The 26,094-nt window shown below is 71.4% G+C and carries 13 protein-coding genes and 2 pseudogenes; 8 read left to right on the forward strand and 7 right to left on the reverse strand.

Translation table 11 applies throughout. The features are described 5' to 3' along the window. The first annotated feature begins 274 nt into the window (after positions 1 to 274). Positions 275 to 10,927 (forward strand): toxin glutamine deamidase domain-containing protein, encoded by a 10,653-nt coding sequence (locus I3F54_RS30270; RefSeq protein ID WP_240122120.1) that lies wholly within the window; start codon positions 275 to 277, stop codon positions 10,925 to 10,927. A 75-nt stretch (positions 10,928 to 11,002) separates the two neighbouring features. On the opposite strand, the pseudogene I3F54_RS30275 reads toward I3F54_RS30270, so the two are convergent. The 6 genes and pseudogenes from I3F54_RS30275 to I3F54_RS30295 form a co-directional block, all read right to left on the reverse strand. Then, positions 11,003 to 11,505, reverse strand: a pseudogene (locus tag I3F54_RS30275) (aldehyde dehydrogenase family protein). Between the two features lie 739 nt (positions 11,506 to 12,244). Beyond that, a complete protein-coding gene (locus tag I3F54_RS30280; protein WP_240122122.1) occupies positions 12,245 to 12,904 on the reverse strand; it encodes a DUF5825 family protein in 660 nt (219 codons plus the stop codon). A gap of 56 nt (positions 12,905 to 12,960) precedes the next feature. Next, the gene (locus tag I3F54_RS30285) at positions 12,961 to 14,907 is read right to left on the reverse strand and encodes a RiPP maturation radical SAM C-methyltransferase (protein WP_240122123.1); all 1,947 of its coding nucleotides are present in this window, start codon (positions 14,905 to 14,907) and stop codon (positions 12,961 to 12,963) included. A gap of 95 nt (positions 14,908 to 15,002) precedes the next feature. After that, positions 15,003 to 15,125: a hypothetical protein gene (locus tag I3F54_RS32240; protein WP_266720057.1), complete on the reverse strand. Its 123-nt coding sequence runs from the start codon at positions 15,123 to 15,125 to the stop codon at positions 15,003 to 15,005. Between the two features lie 76 nt (positions 15,126 to 15,201). Then, on the reverse strand, positions 15,202 to 17,049 hold the full coding sequence (locus I3F54_RS30290) for an alpha/beta fold hydrolase (protein WP_240122124.1): 1,848 nt from the start codon (positions 17,047 to 17,049) through the stop codon (positions 15,202 to 15,204). Then, positions 17,042 to 18,262 (reverse strand): MFS transporter, encoded by a 1,221-nt coding sequence (locus tag I3F54_RS30295; RefSeq protein WP_240122125.1) that lies wholly within the window; start codon positions 18,260 to 18,262, stop codon positions 17,042 to 17,044. The genes I3F54_RS30290 and I3F54_RS30295 overlap by 8 nt, the downstream gene beginning before the upstream one ends. Positions 18,263 to 18,917: 655 nt before the next feature. Between I3F54_RS30295 and I3F54_RS30300 the strand changes: the two genes are divergently transcribed. Further along, complete coding sequence (locus tag I3F54_RS30300) at positions 18,918 to 19,928, forward strand: IS701 family transposase (RefSeq protein ID WP_275677087.1); 1,011 nt, start codon at positions 18,918 to 18,920, stop codon at positions 19,926 to 19,928. Between the two features lie 204 nt (positions 19,929 to 20,132). Here the strand turns inward: I3F54_RS30300 and I3F54_RS30305 are convergent, their stop codons facing one another. Then, positions 20,133 to 20,699, reverse strand: coding sequence for a hypothetical protein (locus I3F54_RS30305; protein ID WP_240122127.1), 567 nt, complete (start codon positions 20,697 to 20,699; stop codon positions 20,133 to 20,135). Between the two features lie 1,018 nt (positions 20,700 to 21,717). Here I3F54_RS30305 and I3F54_RS30310 point away from each other — a divergent pair. From I3F54_RS30310 to I3F54_RS30335, 6 genes and pseudogenes are all read left to right on the forward strand, one after another. After that, positions 21,718 to 22,863: a molybdopterin-dependent oxidoreductase gene (locus I3F54_RS30310; protein ID WP_240122128.1), complete on the forward strand. Its 1,146-nt coding sequence runs from the start codon at positions 21,718 to 21,720 to the stop codon at positions 22,861 to 22,863. Beyond that, positions 22,860 to 23,261: a hypothetical protein gene (locus tag I3F54_RS30315; RefSeq protein ID WP_240122129.1), complete on the forward strand. Its 402-nt coding sequence runs from the start codon at positions 22,860 to 22,862 to the stop codon at positions 23,259 to 23,261. Before I3F54_RS30310 ends, I3F54_RS30315 begins: the two co-directional genes overlap by 4 nt. 37 nt (positions 23,262 to 23,298) lie before the next feature. Further along, positions 23,299 to 23,655, forward strand: coding sequence for a hypothetical protein (locus I3F54_RS30320; RefSeq protein ID WP_240122130.1), 357 nt, complete (start codon positions 23,299 to 23,301; stop codon positions 23,653 to 23,655). 198 nt (positions 23,656 to 23,853) lie between these two features. After that, positions 23,854 to 24,568 (forward strand): annotated as a pseudogene (locus I3F54_RS30325) (glycosyltransferase family 2 protein). Continuing rightward, positions 24,565 to 25,212, forward strand: a complete 648-nt coding sequence (locus I3F54_RS30330) for a DUF2064 domain-containing protein (RefSeq protein ID WP_240122131.1) — start codon at positions 24,565 to 24,567, stop codon at positions 25,210 to 25,212. Before I3F54_RS30325 ends, I3F54_RS30330 begins: the two are co-directional and overlap by 4 nt. Before the next feature lie 53 nt (positions 25,213 to 25,265). Beyond that, positions 25,266 to 26,094 (forward strand): class I SAM-dependent methyltransferase (locus I3F54_RS30335; RefSeq protein ID WP_374205987.1); only part of this gene is annotated, 829 nt, incomplete at its 3' end.

Here is a 26,094-nt window from a genome sequence, read left to right on the forward strand (position 1 = left end):
CAGCGCCGCGCGCACCGCCGGGATACCCAAGGACCAGCGCGACGCCCACACCCGCGCCATTCAGGAGACCGAGACCCGCCCGCGCTCTCACTCGGAGGAACAGCGCCGGTACGCCGACCTACGCGACCGGCTGGACCGTCTGCGGACCAACTCTGATCCCGGGCCTGCGGCGCCGCACCAGCACCTCGACCCCCACAACGAAGCTACGGAAAACCGCGAACGCGAACTGCACGACCGGACGGACTCGACTGCCGACACGGACAGCCCGGAGCGGTTGCAGCAGCGCACCCCTGGTCACGGCACCGGCGAGCAAAAGGCGAAGCCGGTCACCGACTCGGGGCGGCCGCACGAGGAACAGCCGCGCCACCCGGACCAGGCGGACCGGCCGTCCGTCGCCCAGCATCTCCTCGAGGAGGGCACGAAGCCTGACCGGTCAGACGACGACCAGACCGACCCCGCCCGGCAGCAAGCACGTACCCAGCCGCCTGCCGTACTGGAGCGCAGCGCAACCGGCGGACCCGATTCCGTTTCGGGAAAGAAGATCACCGGGGACCCGGGCCCCGACGGCGTGCGCAAGCGGATCGAGACGCTGCTAGGCGGCCACGGCAAGGACATCTCCGTCACACAACGCCTCGACGCGGCCCTCGACCCCGCCAACTTCCGCGAGCAGCACGGCCCGATGGTCAACGGCGGATGGCGCTTCACCGTGCACGTGGACGGCAGGCCCTACGAGGTCAAGGTGGAGGCCAGCAGCTCCCCCTGGCGTCGGGACACCACGACAGACGTGGCCAAGGACAACGACGGCGAAGGCTTCGACGTGCGGTCGGAGCCGGCGTACACCCCCACCCCACGCAAGGTGGACATGTCCTCCTCCCAGGCGGGACTGGAATTCCCGCCGACCTACATCCCCCCCGTAGACGAGGGGCTGTCCGTCCTCGTCACCCCGTCCGGGAAGGTCGGCGGCGCCATTCACGACCGCGAGACCACGGTCAAGTCGTCGTCGCAGACGGCGAACAAGTTCGCCTTCACCGCAAAGACGGACAGCTACACCTCCGACTTCACGTACCGGGTCGAGGTCACGGACGACCAGGGCATCCGGTTGGACGCGGCGGGCGCCGACACCCCCCTCACCGGCACGGTCCGCGCCGACGTACCCCGTCCCGAAGACCCGATCGGCGGCAGGCCGGACACCTGGAACGGCTGGGACCCTGCCCGGGCGGACCAGCCGGGCGAGTCCGCCTCCACGCTCTCCCGGACACCGAAGCCCGCCTCGGGCCACCCGGTGTCCATCACCGGGCTCGACACCGCGCGGGACGCGGTCTACGAGGAGCTTCCGCGCGAGGCTCGCCCGGACGGCACCGCGCACCAGGACATCGAGGACTTCTTCCAGCCGTCCCACGTCATCGACGAGTTCGAGCACGCCTCGGGCCGGGGCCTGCTGTCGAAGCCGCTGACCCTCAGCGACGGCAGCACGGCACATCTGCACCTGACGGTCGAGCCGGACGAGTCGCGCACCCTGCACACCGTGAGCGGCAAGGCCACCCTGGGCTCCAAGTGGTCGGGCGAGCACAGTCAGAGCCGCACGGAGAACAGCTCCTGGTCGCTGGGCCTCAGCGTCGGCGCCACCGGCGAGGTGTGGAAGGCGGACGACGGATTCCGATCCACCTGGCTGACCGGTACCGCCGGCTACACGGGCACGAGCAGCCTCAGCCACGGGGCCACGGGCAAGAACACCGTCGGCACCGAGTCCAGTCACGAGCGGTCCGGCACGGCCCAACTGGTCGCCACCCATGTACGGTTCCGACTCCATCTGATACGCAGCCAGTGGTCTCTGGGGCTCGACGGGCTGCACAGCACCAGCACCACGAGGATCGGGGACCACACCCCGCCGCCCGCCCGGCAGCAGTCGCCGCACCCTGGCGACCACGTCTCCATCACCATCGGGCCACAGCACGGGGAGGTGGTGCGCGCCGTCCCGCACGAAACGCCCGCACCGGCCACCACCGGCGACCACCCGCCGCTCGACCCCAACCGGCTCACCAGCCCGGTCACGGCCCAGCGCACGACGTTCCTGCACTTCCCCGGTTCGCCGGAACTGGAGGACCACATCGTGCGCGAGATGTGGAAGAGCTCCCCCGGCGTGCTGCCGCCCCCCGAGGCGATCCACCCCGGCACCGCCGTCCCGCACGGCGAGGGCACCGCGGGCCCTGCCCGGATCACCCCCGAGGCGTGGGAGAACCTGCGTTCGCTGCGCTGGCAGCTCGCCCCCTCACAGCTGCGGGGCGCCGGGCCGAAGCTCCTCCAGGGCACGTACCGGATCACGCTGGACCTTCCCCGGCTGCTGGGCAGCGCCCGGGCCCACGAGATCCTGATCAAGGCCGAGCCGTCCGAGGGCGTTCACGTGGGCTCCGCGAAGTCGACGACGAGAACCGTGAGCACCCGCACGACCGGGGCGGACAAGTCCGTCACCCGCAGCTCCAAGCACGTCCTCAACCTCGCCGCGAACATCCGCAGTTCGCTGGACCACTCGGACGTGACGCGCGGCTTCGGCATCGGCGGCCTCGACGTCACCGCCCACAACCCCTCGCACGGAATCACCGTGGGCTTCGAGACCGAGGTGAAGCGGCAGTTCACCCTCGAGACGGACGCCGACACCTACGCCCACCCGGTCACGTACCACGTCATGATCGGCGTCGAGGACCCTGAGCGGCCCACCACGCGCCTGTCCACCGTCTCTCCCTCGTCGCAGCACGTCGGGCAGGTGGAGCCCGACGGCCGCCTCACCGTCGAAGTCGCCCGCGGACCGAAGACCCCCGGCGGCCAGGCGCCACCCGAGAATCCCGAGCTGGACGTGCTGCCGCAGCGTCACGCGATCCGCCACGTCACCGCCTCGGACCTCTTCCGGGACAGGGCGAGGCAGTCGCTGGTCGACGCCTTCGAGAAGAAGACCGAAGCGTCCGCGACGGCTACGCTCCTGAGGGCGAAGCAGGCCGTCTCCGAGGCGGTCGGGACGGCGGCTGGGCGGACCGACGACCGGGAGGGGGCAAGGCACCCCGGCGTACCCGACCTGAACAAGGCCCTGGACGGGATGACCGACGACGAACACCTCCGCTCCATGGTCTCCGCCTCACACGGCGGATGGGCCAACAGCGGTGACGAACAGGTCGGTTCGGGCCGCAATCGCGACACCATCGGGCTGTCGACGCGGACCCGCCTGAGCAACTTCAAGTTCCGCGAGACACTGCCCGGCGAGGGCGAACTGGAAATCGAGACCACATCCAGCACCTCCACCACCGTGGCGGACAAGGTCTCCCGGGGGATCAAGGGGGGGATCGGCTACGACCCCGCTCGCCACCCGTCGCAGGACAGCGCCGCTCCATCGCTGCAGGTACGCGGTGGCGCCAAGATCATCAAGGGCGGCATCGGCCGCAGCAGCGGCGAGAACGTCAACCAGAAGACGACGACTTCGCGAAAGGCCGCGTACAAGGGGACCTGGCACGTCTACGAGGCCGTCGCGGACGTCACCGTCCAGGGCCGCGTCACGGACGCGAACGGGATCGTCACCCTCGGCGCACCGCAGACGAGCGAGCACCAGGTGCTGGTGCTCCTGTCCCACGACGACCTGCGCACGCCCGACACCGGACCGGATTCCTCCGCGGCGCGCCGGGCGCCGCTGCTCGATTCCGGACTGCTGGGTGGCGCCATCGCCGACATCCCGAAGTCCGACGAGATTCTCGGCGAGATCGACCGGCAGATCCGCAAGCTGGACAAGCCCGCCGACGTGCCCGAGACGGCCCTGCCGTTCGCCGGGACCTTCTCGCCGGAGAACCTGTCGGCCAACTACGACGACCTGGTGGGCCGGGGCATCCTCGACCACCACGTCCACGAGTCCCGCACCCAGCGCGTGATCACCCAGGTCCTGGTGCGCGCCGTCCCGCTGCGCGCATGGGCCGACGAGGGCGACCACTCCACCGGGGACACCACCCGCAAGGTCGGGTTCTCGCAGACCGTGAAGGGCAGCGCGGGACGAGACTGGTCGGCAGGCAGCGACGGCAACCTACGCCTGTCCTATGCGCCCACGGAGGACGCCGGCTGGTTCGGGAGCGTCGGCTGGGCGCCCTCCCTCAGCGCCCAAAGCGGCTGGAACAAGAGCGCCGAGACCGGTGTCACCACCAAGACGGAGCACACGACGTCGAAGTTCGGCGACACGGTCAAGTTCGGCACCCGCATGCGTTTCGAGGTCACCGTGACCCAGCGCACCGGACACGGACGCTTCGTCGACCCGGCGAAGCCCCGGCCCGTGGACCCGCCATGGCGGGTCCACGTCCACGTACCGAAGTCGCTCACCGAGACCGCCGAACCGGCCGCCGCACACGAGCAGCGACAGCAGCCGCACCAGCGGCCTCGGCCGCCGCAGCCCCTCGACGGCGGCGACGCCACCGGCGGGCAACCCGGCACCGCCTCCCTGGCCGAACGGGACCGCTGGCAGGCGTCGCTGGACTCCGCACACGACCTCGTGGGCTTCGACAACCCTGACGCTCTGTTCGACGACGCGCAGACACTGCTCACCGCGCCCCGCCCGCAGGGCGACAGCGTGTTCGGCAGGGCGGCGTCGGCCCTGCACGGGACGCTGGGCTCCGCCGTGTCGGCGGTCAAGTCCCTGCCCGCAGCCTTCCGCCAGCCCACGGACAGCGTCTACGGGTTGCACACCTCGCCCCGCGGCGACGCGCTCACGGTCTTCCACCGACCCACGGGCAACGACTACGGCGGGCTCACCTCGCCCCGCGACAACGTGTTCGGCGCGTCCAGGGGCTTCGCCATGCTCGGGCACGGCCTCCACGAGGCACTGAACACCGCCTCGACCTTCCTCCACTGGGCCGGGGACATGACACTCGAGGCCGCCACCAGGCTGATCAAGTCCTTCTACGCCGACCCCCGCCTGGACGGCAGCACCAGCCCCCTGGTCAGGGAGCAGCTCATGCCGCTCGAGCAGCAGGTGTCGCTGCGCCAGGTACTCTCCCCGCAGACCCTGTCCACGGTCCTCCACCAGCTCAAGGACCCCGCGAACGGCTACCGCACGGTGCCGATCGGCAGCGACGGCAGGACCGGTCTGGAGCTGCACCTGCGTCCCACCGGGGAGGCGGAGGAAGTCTCCACGCGTGAGAGCGGCAGCGACGCTCTCACCGTCTCGACGGAGCACGAATCCTCCACGACGGCCACCACCGGCCGGAACGGCGCCTTCACGCCCCTGGCCGGCCTCGTCATCACGAAGGACCCCACATTCGTCTTTTCGCTGCCCACCGGCGCCGTGAAGGCGGGCCGCGACGAGACGTTCGAGAGCACGTCCCCGGTGACCCACAAGCCCGGTGTCCCGACCCGGACGCTCACGCCCCCGACCGTGCCGCACGGCAAGGCGGCCACCGAGCCCGGCAAGGCCACGCTCAAGGGTCCCCAGGTGCTGATGCGGCAGTCGGTGCGGCTGACCACGCAGAAGTACGACGAGAACGGCACGTACGGCAACACGGCGGACACCGACGGGCACGTCTACTACTGGGCGGCCAAGAAGAGCGACGAGGAGACCACGTCGTTCACGGCGGCCGACTCCACCCGCAGAACACCGGACACGCCGCAGAACGAGGACGACGTCTCGCAGCCTTCGAAGGGTGTCAACAACGGCGAGAGCACCGTCTCGACGGAGCACGCGTCGCCCACCGGCACCGTGCACAGCACCGGCGCCGGATCGCAGGAGTCCACGGTGGCGCCGGCACCCCGTCTGCGCGTGCCGGGTGACGGCCGGTGCCTGCTGTACTCCGTCCTGGCGAGCACCCCGCCCGAGCACTGGCCCCCGGAGCTGTCCGAGAACGCGCACGCCCAGCACCGGGCCGTCCTGCGCGAGATCGAGGAAGGACCCTCCACCGTCGGATCCGACACCGCCCTGGGCAGCAGCGCGGAAGCCCTGCGCCGGATGGTCCTGCATCACGTACAGCAGACCCCTCCCGCGGAACTCCCCTTCGACGTGACGGAGTTGTACCGTCGCAGCCAGGAGGACGAGCTCTGGCAGCAACTGCGGACCGAGAACCTCGACGCGCTGCGTGATCGGTTGGCCGGCCACGGCGTGGACCACGTCACGAACCCGGACTGGCTCCACCCGCGGACGCTGCGCGACCTCTACGTCGAAGCGCGGACCCAGGAGCTGATGGGTGCACCGCACCGCCTCGCACCTCGGGTGGCGGCCAGGCAGGCGGCCGACGAAGTCCCGGAGACGACGGACAGCCGGGGCAACTGGGGACTCGCAGACAGCGCCCTGTCACCGCAGAAGCAGTTCGACCACGTCACCGGGCTCTCCGGTCCGCTGCCCCTGGACCACATCGACAACGCCGACCAGCTGCGCGGCGCCGTCGTCGACTCGGCTCTGCGCCAGCCGCTGACGCAGACGGAACACCAGGCCCTGATCCATGCCCTGCAGAACTGGGACGACGCCTGGAACACCGACGAAGGCGAGATGTTCCCCGCCCTGGTGGCCCACACCCTCGGCATACGGCTGCGTACGTTCCAGTCGACCGGCGATCGCACGGTACTTCTACGGCCGGTCGGCCCGGAGCAGCCCGGCCGTACGGTCGACGTGTACTACAACGGCCACGACCACTACGACGCCAGCCGGGGCCCGAAACCCCCGACCAGCCCGAGCGCGCCGCCGGAGCACACCACAGGGACACCGCTCGGCGGTGGCCCGCACCCATCGCCCGAGGGAGCGGAGGTCACCCTGCCGGCCGCGACCCGCACCGAACACCATGACGTCGCCTTCGACCACGGCTCGGCACAGCTGAGCGAGCACCCCTCCACGGCCGTCGACGCAGTGGCCGCAAGGGTCGCCGAGCTCGGTGTGCGCGCCGCGCGCAACAGTGACCCGCTGCCCGAGGTCACCGTCGACGGCCACGCGCAGGTGAACCTCGACGACGTGCCGCATTTCGGTAGATCGCTCAGCCTCGGGGCCGACCGTGCCAAGGCGGTCACCGACACTTTCCGCACCTCGCTGAAACGGCACCTGACGGAGCTCCAGGGCAACGATCACGCCCTCGTCAAGGACGCGGACATCACCGTGCACCCCCGTTCACGTGCCAACCAGGACCGGACCGGAGCACCCGACAGGGTGACCATCACCATCGAGTCGCCGTCGCCCACGCCGACCGACCACCCCCAGGACACGGACACGGCGAAGAACGGCGGCGGCACCACGCAGCAGGTGAAGCTCCAGGACAGAGACGAGCACCCGGCGGACACGCCCGAAGCGGCCGAGCCGGCCAGGCAGGCCAGGCAGGCCAGGGACGCTGCCAAGACGTCGGACGCCACCCAGCATCCCGCCACCGAGGCCACCGAGATGCGGACCGGAGCCCTCGCCGAGGACGCCGACGCCCCGACGACCCCGCGCTCGGCCTCCACCCAGCACCCAGCGGAAGCACCCCGCCAAGCGCCCCCCACCGACGAGCCGGCACCGCCCCTCCGCAAGCGCCGCGCCGACCAGCTGGCCGGGGCCGGCCAACCGGTCAAGCGCCCGCGCACCACGCGTCACGAGAACACCGACGCGGTACTACGCGATCGCGGCCTGATTCCGCCGCGTCCCGAGGAGCACCGGCTGGTACGCGAGCGGGCGGCCGCGCTGGGCCGGTTCGCCGCTCCCGACCGGTCGCTGCTGTCCGCCATCACCCGCGGCTTCGCCGGCCCCAACTGCGGTGAGACGGTGGAGGCGTACCGCGACACCTGGTACGGCCGCGCCCGGGCCGCCGGCATCCTCGCCGGAGACGGCCCCGAACACGGCTTCGCCTGGACGGTGTACAAACGGCACGACGAACCGCTGAGCTACGGCCAGGGGATCGACGGCTTCGACACCGTGCTGCGCACCGTCCGCGACGGCGGCCCGGGCAGCTTCGCGACGGTACTGGCCGGCGATCACGGCAGGGTGGGCCACGACTGGGCGCTGGTCCACACCGACGACCACCAGTTGCTCTGGATCGACGTCCACGGCGGAACCGTGCACCCGGCCGTGCCCGGCCGCCCCCCGGCAGGACTTCCACCGCACACCCGGGTCTGGGCAAGCGCCGCGGACCGGGACGAGGCCCGGCTCACGGGCACCGGCAGGCACGACCCCCACCTGCTGCGCCCCGACCACGAGCGCCCCGAGGCCCGGTTCGGCATGCCCTCGGACGCCGAGAGGGACGACGCTCGAGACACAGCCCCTACGTCCTCGGAGACGGACGCCCCCTCGCGGCCCCGGGAGCGGTTGGCGAACCTGCGCCTCGACGACACGCACGGCAACGACGCCCACCGGAAACCCATGTCGCGCACGCGGAAGGACTCCGCGGCCGACGAGGAGTACATGAACCGCGTCCGGGAGGGTAGCGCCGCACCTTCGACGCACATCCCCGAGCCCGCGCCGACGCACGCCCCCTCGACCACACCGGAAAGCGGTACTCCGTTGCCCCCGGAGGCCGCTCGCACTCCGGCCGAGAACGCCGGTCCGTCCTTCGACGATCTCCTCAAGGAGCGGGATGCCGTGCGGGTCCCGGTCCCGGGCGGTCACGAGCTGGCGGTGAGGGCCCCGCGCGGCGCACAGCCGGAACTACACGGCAGCGCGGCCGGATCCGGGCTGTTCACCGTCGAGAAGACCGGCCCGAGGGAATTCGTCGTACGACAGCTGGAAGCCGTCGGCGGCGACACCGTGCTGCGTTCCTGGACCTTCCGACGCATGGGGCGGATCGGACTGGCCGATCAGACCGTTCGCCTGTCCGGCGGTCCCCTCGCCGGCACCTCGGTCAGGTTCACGGTCAAGACCGCCCACGCCTTGGCCGGCACCGGCGCGATCTGGCCCGCGAGACTCTCCGGCGAGAGCGGGATCCAGGTCGCCTCACCCTCCGGCGCGCACGTCTACGACCGTGCCACCGGTGCCCTGGTCTCTTCGTCCGCACCGAACGTCACGCTGCCCGCACGCCCGGCTCACCTCACCGGCGGCGCGGCCGACAGCTGGGACGCAGCAGCCCACGCCGCCCGTAACCACCTCGGCAGAGCGGCCACGGACAACGACGTGAAGCTGTTCATGCAAGGCGTCATCGGCGGCGCCTTCACCTCGAAGAAGGGGTACGGCGGCTTCCTCAACCCCGGCGTCCTCAAAGCCGACCCGGGCCTGATCGACAAGGTCAGGCAGTTCAACAAGGTCGCCGACGACCTCATGTTCGACGGGCCCAACCAGCGCATGACCGTGTGGCGCGGCGTCTCCATGGACCCCAGGACAGCACAGGCCGACGAGTTCTTCGAACGACTGCCCGCCTCCACCTCCAACAACCGCGGCTTCCAGGCCGAGTGGGCCAAGAACGGCGTCACCGGCAACCGCGTCGTCTTCGAGATCGACGTACCCGGCGACCACGGCAAACTGGCCATGGCCTACCCGCCCGGCTACACGAAACTGGGCCACGACGCCCCGGCCCTGAACCAGGACCAGTGGGAGGTCACACTCTCCCCCACCAAACTCGTACGCACCGGCCCCTCGCGCATCGAGGACGGCATCACCGTCATCCCCGTGCGAGCCGAGCAGATCCCCGCAGGACAGCTCGACGCTCTCATCACCGAACAATGGGGCGGCCTGCCGTCGGCCGAGGCGTTCGAGGACTTCGGCCGGGCCTTCGCCCAGGAATCCGTACGCCGCTGGGACGGACTCGGCGACGCGATCGTTCGCGAGAGCGGAAACGGCCCTCTGGTCAGGGCATTCGTCGTCAGCCGCCCCAGTCTCCCCGACGAACTCACCATCACCGTCACACACAAGCCCACCGACAACGCCGTGTCCGTCACCATGACCGGCGGCGAGAGCCCCTTCCACATGGAATGGAGCGGCGCCGGCTTCAGCCACCTCGCCGCCGACCTCCGCGGCAACGTCCTCCACAACAACGACCTCTTCAACAGCTTGCCCACCCCCGCGTCCTGGAACAGGGCAACGCCGCCTCCGAGCCCCCGGGGCGCAACACACGAAGCCGGCCGGGCACCAGCAGACACGCACACCACCACCACGACGCCACCGACGGCTCCCAGGACCGAACCCGCCGCGGACGGTTCACCCACCGGCAGGCTCCAGGACAACGACCCGACCCGGCAGGACCAGCACCCCCCGCGCGCCTTCGAGAGCACGCCCCCGCATCGCGACCACGGACCCCGCGCTCCCTGGGCCGCCCCGGGGCCGGGCTCGAAGCGGACCAGGAAGGAGTCCGGCATCGAGCAGAGCGACAGCCCGCCGCCGCGACAGCAGGCGACCAGGACCACGCGCAGCGGAAGAGCCGGGATGTCGGTGAAGGGCGAGGAGAAGGCGGAGGAGATCGGCAACCCCACCCTCCGGTTCACTTCCCGCTACACCGGCCCCACAACGCAGTGGCTCGCCCGCAACCAGGACATCGACTTCGCACAGGAGGCGACACTGCAGCGACCGGACGGGATGACAAGGCCGGCTGCGGACGCCTACGACTTCTGGCAGGAGGTCACCGACCGGAACACTCAGATCACGCCGAACGCGGTGAACTACCGTCCCAAGGCGGTGCCCAGGCGCCCGTGGAGGACGGACGGTCCCTTCCGTCCCCCCTACAACGACGAGGACGGAACCATCGACAGGCTCCCCGATCACGTCACCTTCATCGACAGGCCCGGATTCGCCGGCAGCGTGAGCATGACCAACGGCTACTGGCTCTGCTCCTACGAGGTCAAGTTCCGCTGGAAGGTCCGTCGCAAGCTGGGCGGCCGGTTCAACACGACGGCAGCACCAGCCTGGACCAGCCACGAAATGGTCCACCGTGTGGAATCAAGATTCGACCCCCAGAACCCCGAAGCACCCGCGGAGATCATCGCCAGCGCGGCGGGAGACCACACATGGGAAGTCGAACTGCCCGACTGAGCGGGACGTGCGCGGATGCTTCGGCGCCCGACACGTCCACTACGTCCTCGACGAGTGAACCCGATGAGTTTCTGATCAACAGTGTCTCGGCTGGCTGGTCGGCGAGGTGTCGTCAGCAGTCCGGGGAACGCAACGGCTCGCGCCCACCCGCAGTCTCGCGACCGCCGGGCCGAACCGGGCCAGGAACGTCTCGTACACGGGCCGCTCCACCAGCAACCGGGAGGCTGCCGTGCACGCCTCCCCCTGGTTGAAGAAACCGCCGTCCACCGCGGCGTCGAGGTCGGCGTCGGCCAACACGATCACGACGTTCCTTCCCCGAGCTCCATGACCGCTGGGGGGAGGTTGGCCGCGGCGGACCGGAGGACGGCGGACCCCGTGGCCGGCGCACCCGTGAAGGACCGTTTGCCGACCAGCGGGTGCGAGACGGGGGCCGTGCCCACCGGGACCGCCGGGCAGTGCATGCACCACGTCGTCGGGGAGGACGTCCTGCGGCAGCTCGACGATCCGCAGGATGCTCATCGGGGCCTGCTCCGCGGCTTGACCACCACGGCGTTGCCGACCGCCAGGGCCGGGGCGATCTTCCCGGCGGCGTGAACGGGCGGCCAGTTGAACGGGCAGAGGAACGCTTGTGAGAGTCGGACACGTCCGGCTCTGCGGGGGGCCGGTCGGGAGCTGGTGCTGCCCCGAGGACTCGGTCACGACCCCGGAGGAGACCCTCGACCGGGTGACCGCGGCGCTGCGGGAGTGGCGGGAGTGGCTGGAGAGCCTGGCCTCGCGGTTCGAGGCCTACCCGCTGGACCTGGCCGGTATCGACGATCAACGCATCCTGTGGGACCGCACCGCCCGCAACCTGATACTCCACGTCACCGACCGCACCGGCTGCGGCAGCGGCTGGTACGGGCACTGCCATCAGGTACTGAGCTGGTTCCTCAGCCGCTGGGGCGTTCCGGCCGACGACGCCGAGCACCTCGTGGAGCAGGCGATCGGCGGCCGGTTCGAAAGCTGGACCGGCCCCGACCCGGTGCTGGTCGAGGACATCGCCGAACAGCTCGCGGCCGCCGTGCGGCCGGACGCGGCCGCCCGAGCCGCCCAGTCGCCTCTGCCCGACCACCTGACGAACCGGTGGCGGAGGGGTAGCGCGCAGCCTCACGCTGATCGCGGAGCGGGGCTGCGGGTCTTGTCCGTGGGAATGGCTCCCAGCCTTCGGACGCTGGAGCCCCGGGGGGCCGGGACCCGCACCCGCAACGGGCCGTCGTCCCCGCTGCGCACACCCATGGATCCCGGCCTCGGACGGACCGGTGCGAGAGGGCCGCGACCTCACACGGCCATGGCCTCCTGGAGCCAGCGGGAGACCCGGTACGGCAGCCACCACGCGAGCTCACCGACGCGCAGGACGAGGTGTTCGGCCGTGAACTCCTCCAGTACGTCGGCGGGTACCTCGGCGTGGTGCACACCCGGGTCGAGAACGGCGATGGCCTCCCGGTAGCGGGGTTCGTCGGCCGTGAAGCGGCGCAGGTCCCCCCAGCGCCGGTCACGGATCTGGACGAACCCGGGTCCCTGGCGCCAGACCAGCTTGCACAGGTAGTGCCGGGTCCGCCAGGCGTGCAGGGCCTCCCCGGCCTCCTCGAGACCGGCGATCGAGCGGGGCGGCTGCAGGTGGGACAGGACCTTCCACTGGTGATCCGACTGCTGGGGCGACAGACGAAGGTCCCAGTCGACGGAGACTGCCCGTGCGGTGAGGTCGCGGACCAGGCACAGGCGGGCGACGGCCCGCCGATGGACCATGGGATCGTCGGTGGACAGGTCGACGGCCGTGTCCAGTTCGGCGTGACGTACGCCGAGGGCCCAGAGACGGTCGGCGTCCTGGGTCACCGGAGTCACCGGCAGGCGGCCCAGCGACATGCCCGGCAGGTCACGGGCCTGCGGGTCGAGGTCGCGCCAGGCACGTATCGCGAGGTCCGGTGCGGTGGCTGTCATCTGCGGTCCTTTCCGGGGCGGGGAGTCGGGTGGCCGCTAGGTGCTGAGACCGGCGCTCAGGTCAAGGCGGGCGCGGGTGCGGGCTCGGTTCCGGCCGTGGTCCGGTCGCGGGTGTGGGCGTGCCGCATGTAGTCCAGACGCAGCAGGTCCTGGTTCACGGCGGCGGGGGCGATGTGCACGTACTGGCCCGCGTCTGTGAACACCACGCCGTGCGCGACCCACTCCTCCAGCAGAGCCTCGATGTCCTGCGGTGTGCATCGCGCGCCCCCGGACGACTCGGCGGCCGCCGTCAGCTTGCGGTGCATCGCCACGACGGTGTGCGGCTGGTCCAGGAGGCGGAAGAGCGCGGTCGCCAGCGGGTCGGTGAGCTCCATGGTCCGCCAGCCGAAGGACGGCCGCCGGCTGACCAGTACGATCCGGTCCCCCAGGTCGGTGTGGGTCAGGCGGGCGTCGGTGTGATGCTTCTTCCATGCGGCGATACCGTCGTTGAGGACGGTCACGGTGGGCTCGGCGATGCCACGCTCCGGGGCCTGGAAGACGTAGGCCAGATCGTGCAGTTCCGCCTCGGGCAGGTCGTAGGTGAACAGGTAGTGCTCCTCGGGCCGCAGTCCGGTGAAGCCCAGTTCGGGGCGCTTGAAGTACGGGCTGAACCGTTCGATGGCGATGCGCGCGGACAGGTCGACCGGTGGGTTGAGGTGCTCCAGGGCGGGGAGTTGGCGGATGACGGGTTCGTAGTCCTCTGCGGTCTCGCCGGGGAAGCCGTGCAGGTAGTTCCACGACACCGACAGCCCTGTCTCCGCCGCGTCGCGGAGCATGCGGACGTTCTGGCAGCCGCTGACGCCCTTGTCCATGAGGTCGAGGACGCGGCTGTTGAGGCTTTCGATGCCGGGCTGGACGTAGATGAGTCCGGCGTCCGCCAGGACCTGGAGCTGCGGGCGCCGCATGTTGGCCTTGATCTCGATGTGCATGCGCAGGTCGTAGCCGCTGTCGATGATGCGGGGCAGGACGGTGGACAGGTAGCGCATGTCGAGGATGTTGTCGACGACGTACATGTCGAGCACCTGGTGGCGCTCCGCCAGGTCCATGATCTCGCGGTAGAAGGTGTCCGGGCTCTTGCTGCGGAACTCCATGAAGGAGCCGTTCAGTCCGCAGAAGGTGCAGTGGTGCTTCTCTCCCCACCAGCAGCCGCGCGCGCCCTCGACGACCAGCTTCGGCTCGACCCAGTTGCGTGCCACGGACGCCGCGAGGCGTTCGAAGTAGCCGCTGTAGTCGGGGGGCAGGATCGCCGCGGGCGGCAACGGTCCGGCCGGCATGGGGTTGGCGGTGTGCGCGGAGTCCGCTGTGCGATGGCACAGGCCCGGGATCGAGGCTGCGGCTGCCGGGTCGCCGTCCCGCAGTGCGGTCAGCAGACGCGGGAGGGCGTCCTCGCCCTCGCCGCGGACCACGTAGTCCACGAAGGGGAAGTTCCGGTGGACCGCGGCGCCCTGCTCGGCGTCGCAGTTGGCACCGCCCATGACGGTCACGATGTGGGGGGCGAGGCGCTTGATGTGCCGGACCGCCGCCAGGGCGGCGGTGTTCTGCTGGAAGGTGGACGTGAACCCGACCACGTCGGGCTGCAGATCGACGACGCGGCGGGCCACTTCGGTGACGAACTCCGGTACGAGGCGGTGCAGTTCCCGGGTCATCCGCATCCGGGACCGGCGCAGCTTCGGCGTCATCACCTCGACGAACTCCGGCTCCCGCCACTCGGGGTCGTCGTAGAGGGCCGAGGAGAAGATCCAGTCACCGCAGCCGAGGAAGTAGGAGGAGAGGGCGTAGTAGTCGTAGTCCTCGGCGGTGAACTCGGTGCGGCTGGTGATCCAGTCGGTGAACTCCAGGTTGGCGTGCAGCACCTCGCACGTGGCGTCTCGGACGTGTTCGTCGACGCTTCGTTTCAGGATGCCGAGCGCCAGTGAGGGCAGGTCGATCGGTGACCAGGGCATGTTGACGAGAAGAACACGCACGGTGGGCTCCTTGGGCACGGGCGGCCGACGGGGTGGGAGGCGCGGTGGAGGGAGCCCGGCCGGCCCGTGTCAGGTCGGGTCGGCCGGGCCGTGGGTCACTCCTCGTCGTCGCTCTCGGCGGCGTTGCGGAACGGGATGGTGATGGTGATCCCGATGCCGGGCTTGCGGTTCTCCTCGTCGCCGGCGAGCGGGTCGTTGTGGATGATGTCCTTCTGCACGGTCGTCCTCCTTCTCGGATTCAGGGCTTGTCTTCGAGCGGGTTGTGCTGTGCACGACCCGGTCCCGCTGTGTCTGTCAGCGGGACCGGGGTCCTCCCGGACGTGCCGGGGGACGTGAGGGGGTGGCGGGCCGCGGTGCGGGCAGGTGCGTCTGCAGGAAGGACAGGGAGCGGCGCAGTACCGCGACGTGTGCCGTGCCGTCGTAGCCGTCGTGTCCGGTGTCGAGCCACATCTGCTCGTGGGCGACGTCCGCGGCGGACAGCGCGGTGAGATAGCTGCGGATCTGCTCGGGTGGGCACTTGACGTCCCGGTCCGCGCCGACGACGAGCAGGGGTGCCCTCACCTCCGCCGCGAAGGTGAGGGGCGAGCTGTCGGCGTAGCGTCCCGGCACCTGTTCCGGAGTGCCGCCGAACCAGCGGACGTCCAGCGCACGCAGCGTCGGCGTGGTCATCCGGTGGGCGGTCACCCAGTCGGCGACGGGTTTCACCGCGACACCGGCCTGCCACAGTTTCGGGCGGGTACCGAGGGCGAGCAGGACGAGATAGGCGCCCCAGGACACCCCCCACAGGGCCGTGGCCCGGTCGTCGACGAGCCCTCGCCGGACGAGATCGGCTCGTACCGCGGCCAGATCGGCCACCTGGGGGTGGCCGACACCTGCCTCCAGGGCCCGCCGCCAGCGGGGGCCGTAGCCGGTCGAACCGCGGTAGTTGACGCGTGCCACGGCATAGCCGGAGGCCACCAGCGTGTGCACCGTGGCGTCGTAGGCGTCCCGGTCGTGGTCGGCGGGCCCACCGTGCACCAGGAACACGGCGGGCGGTGGAGCGGCACCGGCTCCGGTACGGGGGCCGGTACCGCGTTCGGCTTCGGTGAGCTGGCTGTGGAAAGAGCGCGGCAGGCTGAGCAGAGTGTGGACCGGGCCGTCGGGCGTCGGGGTCCACAGGTCGGTGTGGTGCCCGGGTACCTGCGGCAGCGGTCCGGGGGCCGGCAGGGCGACGCCGTCGGTCGCGCGCAGGACGGGCGGGTGGGCGGTGTCGGTCCACAGGTAGTGCAGCCCGCCGCCCGGACGCGCGGCCGCGTCCAGCAGGCTCCCGGGCGGAGTGGGGACGGCACGGCGGGTGCGGCCGCGCAGGGACACCCGGTGCAGCAGCGACCGGCCGTGGCGTTCCTGACGCACCAGCACCTCGTCGCTGTCGGGGTACCAGCGTGCCGTGATCTCGGTGTCGAAGCGGCACCAGGAGTGTGTGACCAGACCGCGGCGCGCCGTCCACGTCGCCAACTCGTAGCGGTCGTCGAGCTCGTGCACCAGCAGCAGTTCCGATCGGCCCGGCCGTGGCGAGAAGCCCCGGCACCAGAATCCGCCGCCGGGGCCGTCCGGGTGCGGCAGCGTCGCGACGGCCCGGCCCCCGGAAGCGACCACGGTGACGGTCGGCGCGCCGTCGGACACCGTCGCGAGAGCCACCAGGTCGCCTTCCGGGGTGATGCCGCCGAGACTCCCCTCCCCGGCGACGCGGAGGACCTCGTGAGGGGCACGGCTCCGCCGGCCCAGGAGCAGGCTCGTGCCGCCGCCCGGGAGTGCGAGCGCCGCGGCGACCGTCCCGTCGTCCGTCACGGCCAGGCCGCGCGGCCGCCCGGCCGGGGCCCCCGGCAGGCCGGGCAGCCGGGGGCCTCCGTCGAACGGCTGGAACCACCAGTGCCCTAGGCCGTCCGCGTCCTCGTCGAACCACCACACGTACGACTCGGCGTCGATCGCACAGTGCACCGTGCCCTCGGGGCTTTCGGTGACCTGCCGCGCCGTGCGGGTGGCCGCGTCCCACGCGAACACCTCGCAGCGGCCGTCGGCGTCAGCTGTCAGCACCATGCGGCGCCCGTCGCGCGGGCACACCTCCGGCAGGACGCCGAGGAAGACCTGGAAGCCGTCACTCATCGGCGTTCCCCCGCCCGGCGACAGCCGCGACGCCCGCACGCAGGACACCGGGGGCTCTCACCTGTGTGTACACGGCCAGCACGCCGAACAGTACGGTGCACAGCAGCGCCGGGGTGCGGGGACTCCAGGCCGTCACCAGGGCCGCGGCGAGCGCAGGCGCACCGGCCGCGGCCAGCGCGGACACCGAGCCGAGCACGCTCGCGGTCCGCGACTGCAGAGCCACTGGTGTGCACGCGATGGCGACGCTGGACAGGACCACGGTGATCAGCGGCACCAGCAAGGACAGCCCCGCGAACGCCGCTCCCCAGCCGAGCGCACCGTCCGCCCACAGCAGTGAACCGCACGGCACGGGCAGCAGCCAGGCAGCCAGGGTCAGCAGCCGGGTCGCACCGAGCCGACGCACGGCGTGGGCCGCCACCAGCGAGCCCAGCAGACCGGCGGCTCCGGACGCGGCGAGGACCAGACCGGCCGCCGCGCTCCGCGCGTCGGAGCCCAGCCGGAACAAGGCGGTGTAGAACAGCAGCGTCAGCGCGCCCCCGGCCGTCGAGGTCCAGACCAGGACGAGTCGCAGGACCGGTGATCCGGCGAGGGTGACGACCCCGGCTCTCGCGGAGCCGAGCAGGTCGGACCGCTTCCCACGCGGGCGGGGACCGGTGCCGGGCGTTGCTCCTTGGCCGGCGGCAGGTGTGTCCAGGGGGGTGCGGATGGCCCGCACCCCCACTGCGGCCACCGCGTAGGAGAGCGCGTCGGCCAGGAAGGGCACGGGCCGGGCGAGCTGGAAGAGTGCACCGCCGAGCGCCGGGCCCACGATGAGCGAGACCTGGTCGCCCACCTGCATCCCGGCTGCCGCCCGGGGCAGTTCGCCGGTGGTGGTCAGGCGGACCAGGGCGCCGCGTGACGCGGCCTCGTAGGCCACGGCGCACAGGCGTTCCGTCAGGGCCAGCGTCACCACGACCCATAACGCGGGGCGGCCCAGACAGGTCAGGGCCAGCACCCCCGTTCCCAGAGCCGCGAGTGCCGCTGAAGCCGTCATCAGCCGCCGCCGCCGTCCCTGGTCCGCCGGTATCGCGACGAGCGGTCCGAGGACGACCCCGGTCAGCGCGGCCGCGCTGGCCAGCGAACCCGCCGTACCAGGGCTGTGCCCGAGTTCCAGGAGCAGCAGCGGGAGGACCAGTCCGGACGCCTGGCTGCCGAGCCCGTCGATCGCGTTCATCCACCAGAGGATCCTGAGGTCCCGGTGCGCCCGGCCGGGCGGACCGCCGTGCGGGTCCGGCCGGTCCGTGCTGCGCTGCCGCTCGGCGCCGGGGGCGTGCTCGTCCTGTGACGGCGCGGGCCGGCCGAAAGGCCGGCGGATCGATGACGCGTCGACGCTCCCCACCCCCGTACGGCTGGGAGGCCACGCCGTACGGCGGGTACGGCGAACCCCCGTGTGTCGAAAATGTGCTTGAAGCGTGAAGTCGAGCGGGAGCCTAGTCAGCGCTCGACGTCGGCGACAAGTGGTATACAGTGCGCAATCCCCGCCCGACAGGGCGACATATGGCCGAGGACCGACTGGTCAGGAGCGTGCCGTCGTGCACAGGGGCCGGACGCGGGGTGCCGACACCGCTGCGTTGCCGAAGCCCGTCCGTTTCACTTCACAATCGCACAGTGGAGCGGTGTGGTTGAGGTGCCGGGCAGTGCCGAGCGAACTGCGCATGATGCGGCACGTGTTGCTGTTCATCGCTCCGGGCGTCGCGGTCCTGCGCCGGCCAGGCTCGGCCCCGAGCAACGGTTGCGCCACTCAACTCGGCGACGCGCCGATGACAGTGACGGGGCGTCGGTCTCGTCTTCGAGTGGGGCCGCAGCGGCCGCCCCGAACGTCCGCGTGCATGGCGGGCCGGCGCGCTCATTGGCCGACAATCCCCGCTGCGGCCCGGTGTGGACGGTCGAGCGGCCCGTGGGACACGGCTCGCTCGCGACCCGTTGGCGGAAGATACGCGCGCCGGCCGACGCGCTCCCGGCCGCGTGGGCCCTGTCCAGAAGCCGCTCCGGATGATCACGCCGACCGCGGCGTCTTGGCCGCCTACGCCACGACCCTGGGCCGGGCTCTGGTCGGCCGCGAGCTCTACCTCCCCAAGTCCTGGACCGAGGACCGGGAACGCTGCCGCACCGCACGGGTCCCCGACGAGCGGGAGTTCGCCACCAAGGGCGAACTGGCCCGGCGCACGGTGCTGCGGGCCCTCGCCTCGCCGCCGCCCATCGCCTGGGTGACCGCGGATTCCGCCTACGGCCAGGACAACCGATTCCGCCGGCTGCTGGAGCAGTCGGGTGTCGGCTACGTGCTGGCCGTGCCCAAGTCCCAGTTCAGCGTGCGCTGTTCACGCATCGAGGGTCTGTTCGCGCAGGCCCCGGACGAAGCGTGGGAGAAGATCTCCTGCGGCGACGGAGCGAAGGGGCCCCGCGTCTACCACTGGGCAGCGGTGCGACTGCCGGCCGTCGCCGAGTTCGACTACCAGGGCGAGGCCCCCCACCGGATGCGATGGGCACTGGCCCGCCGCAGCATCAGCAAGCCCGACGAGATCGCCTACCACCTCGCCTACGCACCCCTACACGTCACCGTCCAGGAGCTGGTGCGGGTCGACGGCACACGCTGGGCGATCGAGGAGTGCTTCCAGGTCGCGAAGAACGAATGTGGCCTGGACCAGTACGAAGTCCGCCGCTACGTGGGCTGGTATCGGCACATCACCTTGGCCATGCTCGCGCACGCCTTCCTGGCCGCCACGGCACACCAAGCCGGGGAAAGAGGGGCGGAACAGGTGAAACGCCCGGGGCCGTCGGACTCGCAGTGGCGGAGGTTCGGCGACTCCTGGCAGCTTGTCTTCCCCGGCCCCCGCACCTGAGCGGACACCGCGGCCTGCACCACGCGCTGAGCCGGTCGAACTGGCGCCGCCGACGCCAAGCAGTCGCCCGCCGCTGTCACTGCCTGCGGCGTTGTCGCACGATCGAGGGGCGGTCCCCGTGAGACCGCCCCCGAACGACCGACATACCGCTGCACTCCCGCCACCCGACGAAAGCCCAGGTCAGACAGCGAAATCCTGCTGGAGCTAGGCGCGCAGCCGGTAGCTGTAACCCCAACCCTCCGGGTTGCAGATGTTCAGCCGACGGTCGCTCCGGTCGTAGGTGAAGCCCGACGGGACCGTGCACGCCCACAGACCGCTCTTGGGAGTGCGCAGGTGGTAGCTGTAACCCCAGCCCTGGGCATTGCAGATGTTCAGCCGGCGGTCGGCCCGGTCATAGGTCATGCCCGGCGTGACTGTGCAGGTCCACAGGTTGTCCTTGGGGACGCGCAGCCGGTAGCTGTAACCCCAGCCCTGGGCATTGCAGATGTTCAGCCGACGGTCGCTCCGGTCGTAGGTGAAGCCCGACGGGACCGTGCACGCCCAGAGATTGTCCGTCGGGGTTTCCACGTAGTAGCTGTAGCCCCAACCGCTCGGGTTGCAGACGTTCAGCCGGCGGTCCACCTTGCTGTAGGTCTTGCCCGCCGGGACCGAGCACGCCCAGTACCCGCCCGCTGCGGCCTGTCCGGACGGGTTGGCCGGCGCCGGCGCGGCCGCTGCCGGCGCCGCGGTGAGCACCCCGAGCCCCAGCGCCGCCGCGCTGACGAACGACATGACGATTGCGCGTATCCGAGATCGGACCATCGGAACAGACTCCTCCTGGAGTAGTCGAGCCAGGAAAACGAAACATCGGGGCCGGCTGCGTTCCCCCTGCCGGACCACCGGTGAGCGCCGTCATGCTGACAGGGGCGCAGCGCGCGATCAACGGCCACCGGGGCCGAGGACGTTGATCCGGACACGTCGGGAGGCGCCCCCCACACGCCCGTATGCCACGCGCACATGCCGATTCCGGCGGGGACGCCGGGGCGGCTACCAGAGGGCGACGCCCCGAGCACAGGGCCCTCCGGTCCCCTTGATCGGCTCCTATCAGCCGCGCAACCGGGCGTACTCCGGCCACTTGTCGTTATCTGCCGGTATGCATGGAGCCGATGAGGGTCCGGGGCCAGGATGGCCGGATGCCGCCCGCTTCGGCGTGTGTCGGCACGGGCGGTGCGGGGGTTCCGCCGGTGCAGGGAACGGGTGAGGAAGCGGTGACCTGGCACTCTCGCAACCACATCGGCAGGGTCCCCGCGTACGGCTATCCGCTGGTGCGCCTGGTGGCCCCCGTGGAGTGCGGCGCACGGGCTCTCGTGGACGCGGTCTTCGGACCCGACGATGTCGGTTCCAGCGGGACCAGCAGCCGCGCACCGTGCAGACGTACACGCTGGACTTCAAGATGGTCAAGGACGGAGACGTTGACGCCGGGCGTGACGGCGACAGCAACGGCGTTGCCCCTGTTGGGACGCCATCCTGCCGGGGAACGTGGACGCCGACGTCGGAGGTCCGCCAGGACTGGAGGGAACCGGTGCGGGTTCGGCCGGGGCGTGCTACTCGGGCGACGCGCTATGACCCTCGGTAACGGATGGTCGGGCGGTCAGGCACATGGTTTGCCCAAGGAATCCTCGAGGTCGCGGTGTGTCCTGTAACCGGCTGGCTGGTACGTGGATCTACGCCGCCAACGGTCACGTCGGCCCGGAGACGTCCCCGCTCCGTAAGACTTCAAAGGTTCCGGAACGGTCTCGTGCCGGGTGGGATGGAGAGCATGAAACTGCGTGTCTCTCCGCCGGTGTTCAAGGGCAGGCTGCATGACGCCCGCACGGCGACCTCGATCGGCCGGTGGCTGGGGGCGGCCTTCGTCGTCTGCTTCCTCACCGGTCTGATCAGCCATTACATGCAACATCCGCCGCACTGGCTGGCCGACCACGTCCCGAGCCGTCCGGCGTGGGGATATCGGGTCTCTCAGGGCCTGCATGTCGCTTCCGGCATCGCGGCGATTCCGCTGCTGCTGGCCAAGCTGTGGACCGTGTATCCGCGCTTGTTCGAGTGGCCGCCTCTGCGGTCGGTCCGGCACGCGCTGGAGCGGTTGTCGGTCGCGGTGCTCGTCGGCGGCGCCGGCTTCGAGCTGGCGACCGGTCTGCTGAACACGGCCCAGTGGTATCCGTGGCCGTTCTCGTTCGTGCCGGTGCACTACGCGGTGGCGTGGCTGGTGGTCGGGGCGCTCGTCCTGCACATCGCGGTCAAGGCCCCCGAGATTCGTACGCATTGGAGCCGGCGGTCGCCGGGCACGCTCGCGCTGCCGGCTCAGGACGGTCCGGAACGTCGGTCCCTGCTCGCCGCGGTGGGCGCGGCCGTGGGTGCCGTCACCCTCACCACGGTCGGCCAGTCCTTCACTCCTCTCAAGAGCCTGATCCTGTTGGCGCCTCGCCATCCGGACCGCGGCCCGCAGGCCCTGCCCGTCAACCGGACCGCCGCGGCCGCCGGGGTCGGCCGGATCGCGGACGAGGAGTACCGACTGGTGGTGGCCGGGCCGCGACCGTACACCTTGACGCTGGAAGAACTGAGTGCGTTGCCTCAGCACGAGGTTCGGCTGCCGATCGCCTGCGTGGAAGGCTGGAGCAAGTCCGCGCAGTGGACGGGCGTGCGGGTCGTCGACCTGCTGGAGCGGGCGGAAGCGCCGCAGCATGCGCGGGTGCGGGTGGTGTCACTGCAACTGCGTGGCGGATACAGGGTGTCGGAGATGGGCCACGAGCACGCCCGAGATCCCCTGACCCTGCTCGCCCTGCGCCTGAACGGCGAGGACCTCGATCCCGACCATGGCTACCCGGCACGGCTCATCGCCCCCAACCGTCCCGGCGTGCTGCAGACCAAGTGGGTGGGCCGACTGGAGGTGCTGGCATGAAGGTGACGCGATTCCTCGCGGGTGCGGCCGGCCTGGCGCTCATGGGCGTCGGTGTGTCTCTGCTCATCGACGTCCGTGACCTGAGCGGCGTGCTGGTCTGGTTGGGCGGGGCCGTAGTGCTGCACGACGCGTTGATCGCGCCGTTGGTGCTGCTGGTCGGGGTGCTCCTGGTGCGCGGTGGTCTGCGCGGGCCGGTGCGTGGGGCCCTGGTGGTCGCGGGCGCGTTGACGGTGGTGGCGCTGCCGGTGCTGTTGCGGCCGGGGCCGCGGGCCAACTCTTCGGTGCTGCCCCTGGACTATCTGCGCAACTGGCTGGTCGCGCTGGTGGCCGTCGCCATGGTGACGGTGCTGTCGATGGCCGTGCGGAGATTCGCCCGCGGTCGGCGGTCACCGTCGTGAACAAGGGCGGGGCACATCCTGCTCCGCCGTCTTACGTGTGTCCTACGCGTTGCCTCAGCCCGCACACGCCCGCCCGGCCCAACTCGTCGCCGGTCGCGAACAGCCGCCCGGCCGCCCCGTGGACGCCATGGCCCACTACCGTGCCACCGTCGCTTCTCCCGCCACGTGCGTGGTGCTCTGGCGGCGGCACGGGGTCCGGGTGCTGCCGGGTGCGCTGGTGCTGCTCGCCGCGTGCTGGTCGTCCGTCGACCGTCACATCTTCCGGCCGGGCGTGTTCACCATGCCGGGGATCGCACTGGGCTTCACGCTGCTGACAGTGGCGGTGTCGCGCAACGGCGAGGACGTGGTGACACCGGTGGACGTGGTGACACCGGGAGGGCTCACGAGCCCGTGACGGTCCCTGCCGTACGGTCCACAGCGCTTCCGGGGCGCGGCTGGAAGGCGGCGATCGGGGATGAGCCGGACCGCTCCCGGGCAGACGATCGCCTCCCGCAGGGAACGACGGCGTCAGCGATCCGTAAGAACACCAAATCCCTTATGTCCGCTTTGGTTTCGTAGGCTGAGTGGGGTGATCGAGACTTCCTCCGTCCCCGTGGACGTCGTACTGCCCTGCCTCGACGAGGCCGATGCCCCGCCCTGGGTGCTGCAACGGATTCCGCCCGGCTGGCGGGCGATCGTCGTCGACAACGGGTCCGCCGACGGTCCCCCCGACATCGCCCGCTCCCTCGGCGCGCACCTGGTCCACGAGCCACGCCGTGGCTTCGGTGCCGCATGCCACGCGGGCCCTACCGCCGCCACGGCCGACGTCGTCTGCTTCTGTGACTGCGACGCCTCCCTCGACCCCGGTCTGCTGCCCAAGGTCGCCTGGCCCGTCCTCGACGGCCTGGCCGACCTGGTCATGGGCCGCCGCCGGCCCACCGCCGTCGGCGCCCGGCCCGTCCACGCCCGGCTGGCCGCCCTGGACGGCCCGCCTGATCCGCCGCCGCACCGGTCTGCGCCTGCGCGATCTCGGCCCCATGCGTGCGGCTCGCCGGGACGCGCCGATGGCCCTTGGCCTGACCGATCGACGCTCCGGCTACCCGCTGCAGATGGTGGTCCGCGGCGCCGACGCCGGCTGGCGCGTGCAGGAGACGGACGTGCCGTACCAGCCGCGTACGGGCCGCTCCAAGGTCACCGGCACCTGGCGGGGCACCTGGCAGGCGGTACGGGACATGCGCGCCGTCCTTGCCGGGCCGCCGGCCACCGGCCCGGCCGCGGCGGTCGCGGGAGCCGCAGGAGCCGAGGGAGTCGCAGGAGCCGCGCGATGACCGCCGCCATGGGGCCGGCCACGCTGCTGGTCCTCGCCAAGGAACCGGTGCCCGGTCAGGTCAAGACCCGGCTGACCCCGCCCTACACGCCCCGGGAAGCCGCGGCCCTGGCCGAGGCAGCCCTCACCGACACCCTCCACACGCTGCTCCGGGCCCCCGTTCGGCGCCGGGTACTCGTCCTCGACGAAACCCCCGGTCCCTGGCTGCCGCCGGGCTTCGAGGTGGCGGCGCAGGTGTCCGGAGTCCTGGACGAGCGGATCGTGGGTGCCTTCGGTCTCTGCGACGGCGGCCCGGCACTGCTGGTCGGCATGGACACCCCGCAGCTGACCGCGGATCTGCTGTCCGGCGTCGGCCGGGGTGGCCACGACGCCTGCTTCGTCCCGGCCTCCGACGGCGGCTTCTGGGCCTTGGGGCCGGCCGACCCGGCCCGCGCCGGGTCGCTCGTACGAGGCGTGCCCATGTCCACCGATCGCACCTGCGCCGTCCAGCGTCTGAGACTGACTCAAGCGGGACCGGCGTTCCGTGACCTGCCGTTGTCGCGGGACGTCGACACAGCGGCCGACGCCGCCGCAGTGGCCGGCCGCTACCCGCGCACCTCGCGCTTCGCCACCGCCATGGCCTCACTCGCGCAGGCCGTCCGGTGAGCGACACGGCAACCGGTAGGAAGCCCTCCGTCGCGCAACGGATCGGGCCGGCCGTGGCAGGACCGCATGCGCGGACCGTCCTCCCACCGCCCGCCCACGTCGTCACCGTGCCACAGCGCACCGAGCCGCCACGCGACGAGCCGCCCGCACCCGTGAAGTCCGGCGGGCCCTGGACGGACGACCCCTACGCCCATTCCCTCCTCACCGGGCACGGACCGCTGTACCTGCGCCGCATCGCGCCCACCACACCCGGGGCGGCGGAGCTGCTTCCCCTGGACGTGGAGCGGTGGTGCGCCGGCCCCAGCGTTGCCGACACCGACGTGCTGCGCCGCTGCACCGGGCCCGTCCTGGACGTCGGCTGCGGACCGGGACGCCTGGTGGCCGCCCTGGCCGTACGCGGCGTGGCGGCACTGGGCGTGGACGTCAGCCCGGCCGCCGTCGCACGGACCCGACGGCACGGCGGAGCCGCACTACGGCGATCCGTCTTCGAACGCCTGCCGAGAGAAGGCAGTTGGGACACCGTCCTGCTGATGGACGGCAACCTGGGGATCGGCGGCGACCCGGTCGCACTGCTGGTACGGCTGCGGGGCCTGGTCCGGCCCGGTGGCCGTCTGCTGGCCGAGGCGGCCGGAGACGACGTGGACGAACGCCTCACCGTACGCGTCGAGGACGCTCATGGTCGGCACGGCCGCCCCTTCGCCTGGGCGCGCACCGGCACGACCGCCCTGCTGCATGCCGCAGACGTCACCGGCTGGACTCTCGGGAAGCGGTGGGTGTCCGAGGGCCGCGCTTTCGTCGAACTCCATCGCCCGGACTGGCTTTATCGAGCAGTAGCGGCGTCGCTTGTCGATGGGTTTGGGAGGCGCCCTGTTCCACGGATGG

This window comes from Streptomyces sp. MUM 2J (assembly GCF_022414535.1).
Taxonomy (GTDB): domain Bacteria; phylum Actinomycetota; class Actinomycetes; order Streptomycetales; family Streptomycetaceae; genus Streptomyces.

Excerpts from the sequence above, each read along its gene's own strand:
- I3F54_RS30280 (WP_240122122.1), bottom strand. The coding sequence starts at position 12,904 with ATGACAGCCACCGCACCGGACCTCGCGATACGTGCCTGGCGCGACCTC.
- I3F54_RS30290 (WP_240122124.1), bottom strand. The coding sequence starts at position 17,049 with ATGAGTGACGGCTTCCAGGTCTTCCTCGGCGTCCTGCCGGAGGTGTGC.
- I3F54_RS30295 (WP_240122125.1), bottom strand. The coding sequence starts at position 18,262 with ATGAACGCGATCGACGGGCTCGGCAGCCAGGCGTCCGGACTGGTCCTC.
- I3F54_RS30300 (WP_275677087.1), top strand. The coding sequence starts at position 18,918 with ATGGCGGGCCGGCGCGCTCATTGGCCGACAATCCCCGCTGCGGCCCGG.
- I3F54_RS30305 (WP_240122127.1), bottom strand. The coding sequence starts at position 20,699 with ATGTCGTTCGTCAGCGCGGCGGCGCTGGGGCTCGGGGTGCTCACCGCG.
- I3F54_RS30310 (WP_240122128.1), top strand. The coding sequence starts at position 21,718 with ATGGAGAGCATGAAACTGCGTGTCTCTCCGCCGGTGTTCAAGGGCAGG.
- I3F54_RS30315 (WP_240122129.1), top strand. The coding sequence starts at position 22,860 with ATGAAGGTGACGCGATTCCTCGCGGGTGCGGCCGGCCTGGCGCTCATG.
- I3F54_RS30330 (WP_240122131.1), top strand. The coding sequence starts at position 24,565 with ATGACCGCCGCCATGGGGCCGGCCACGCTGCTGGTCCTCGCCAAGGAA.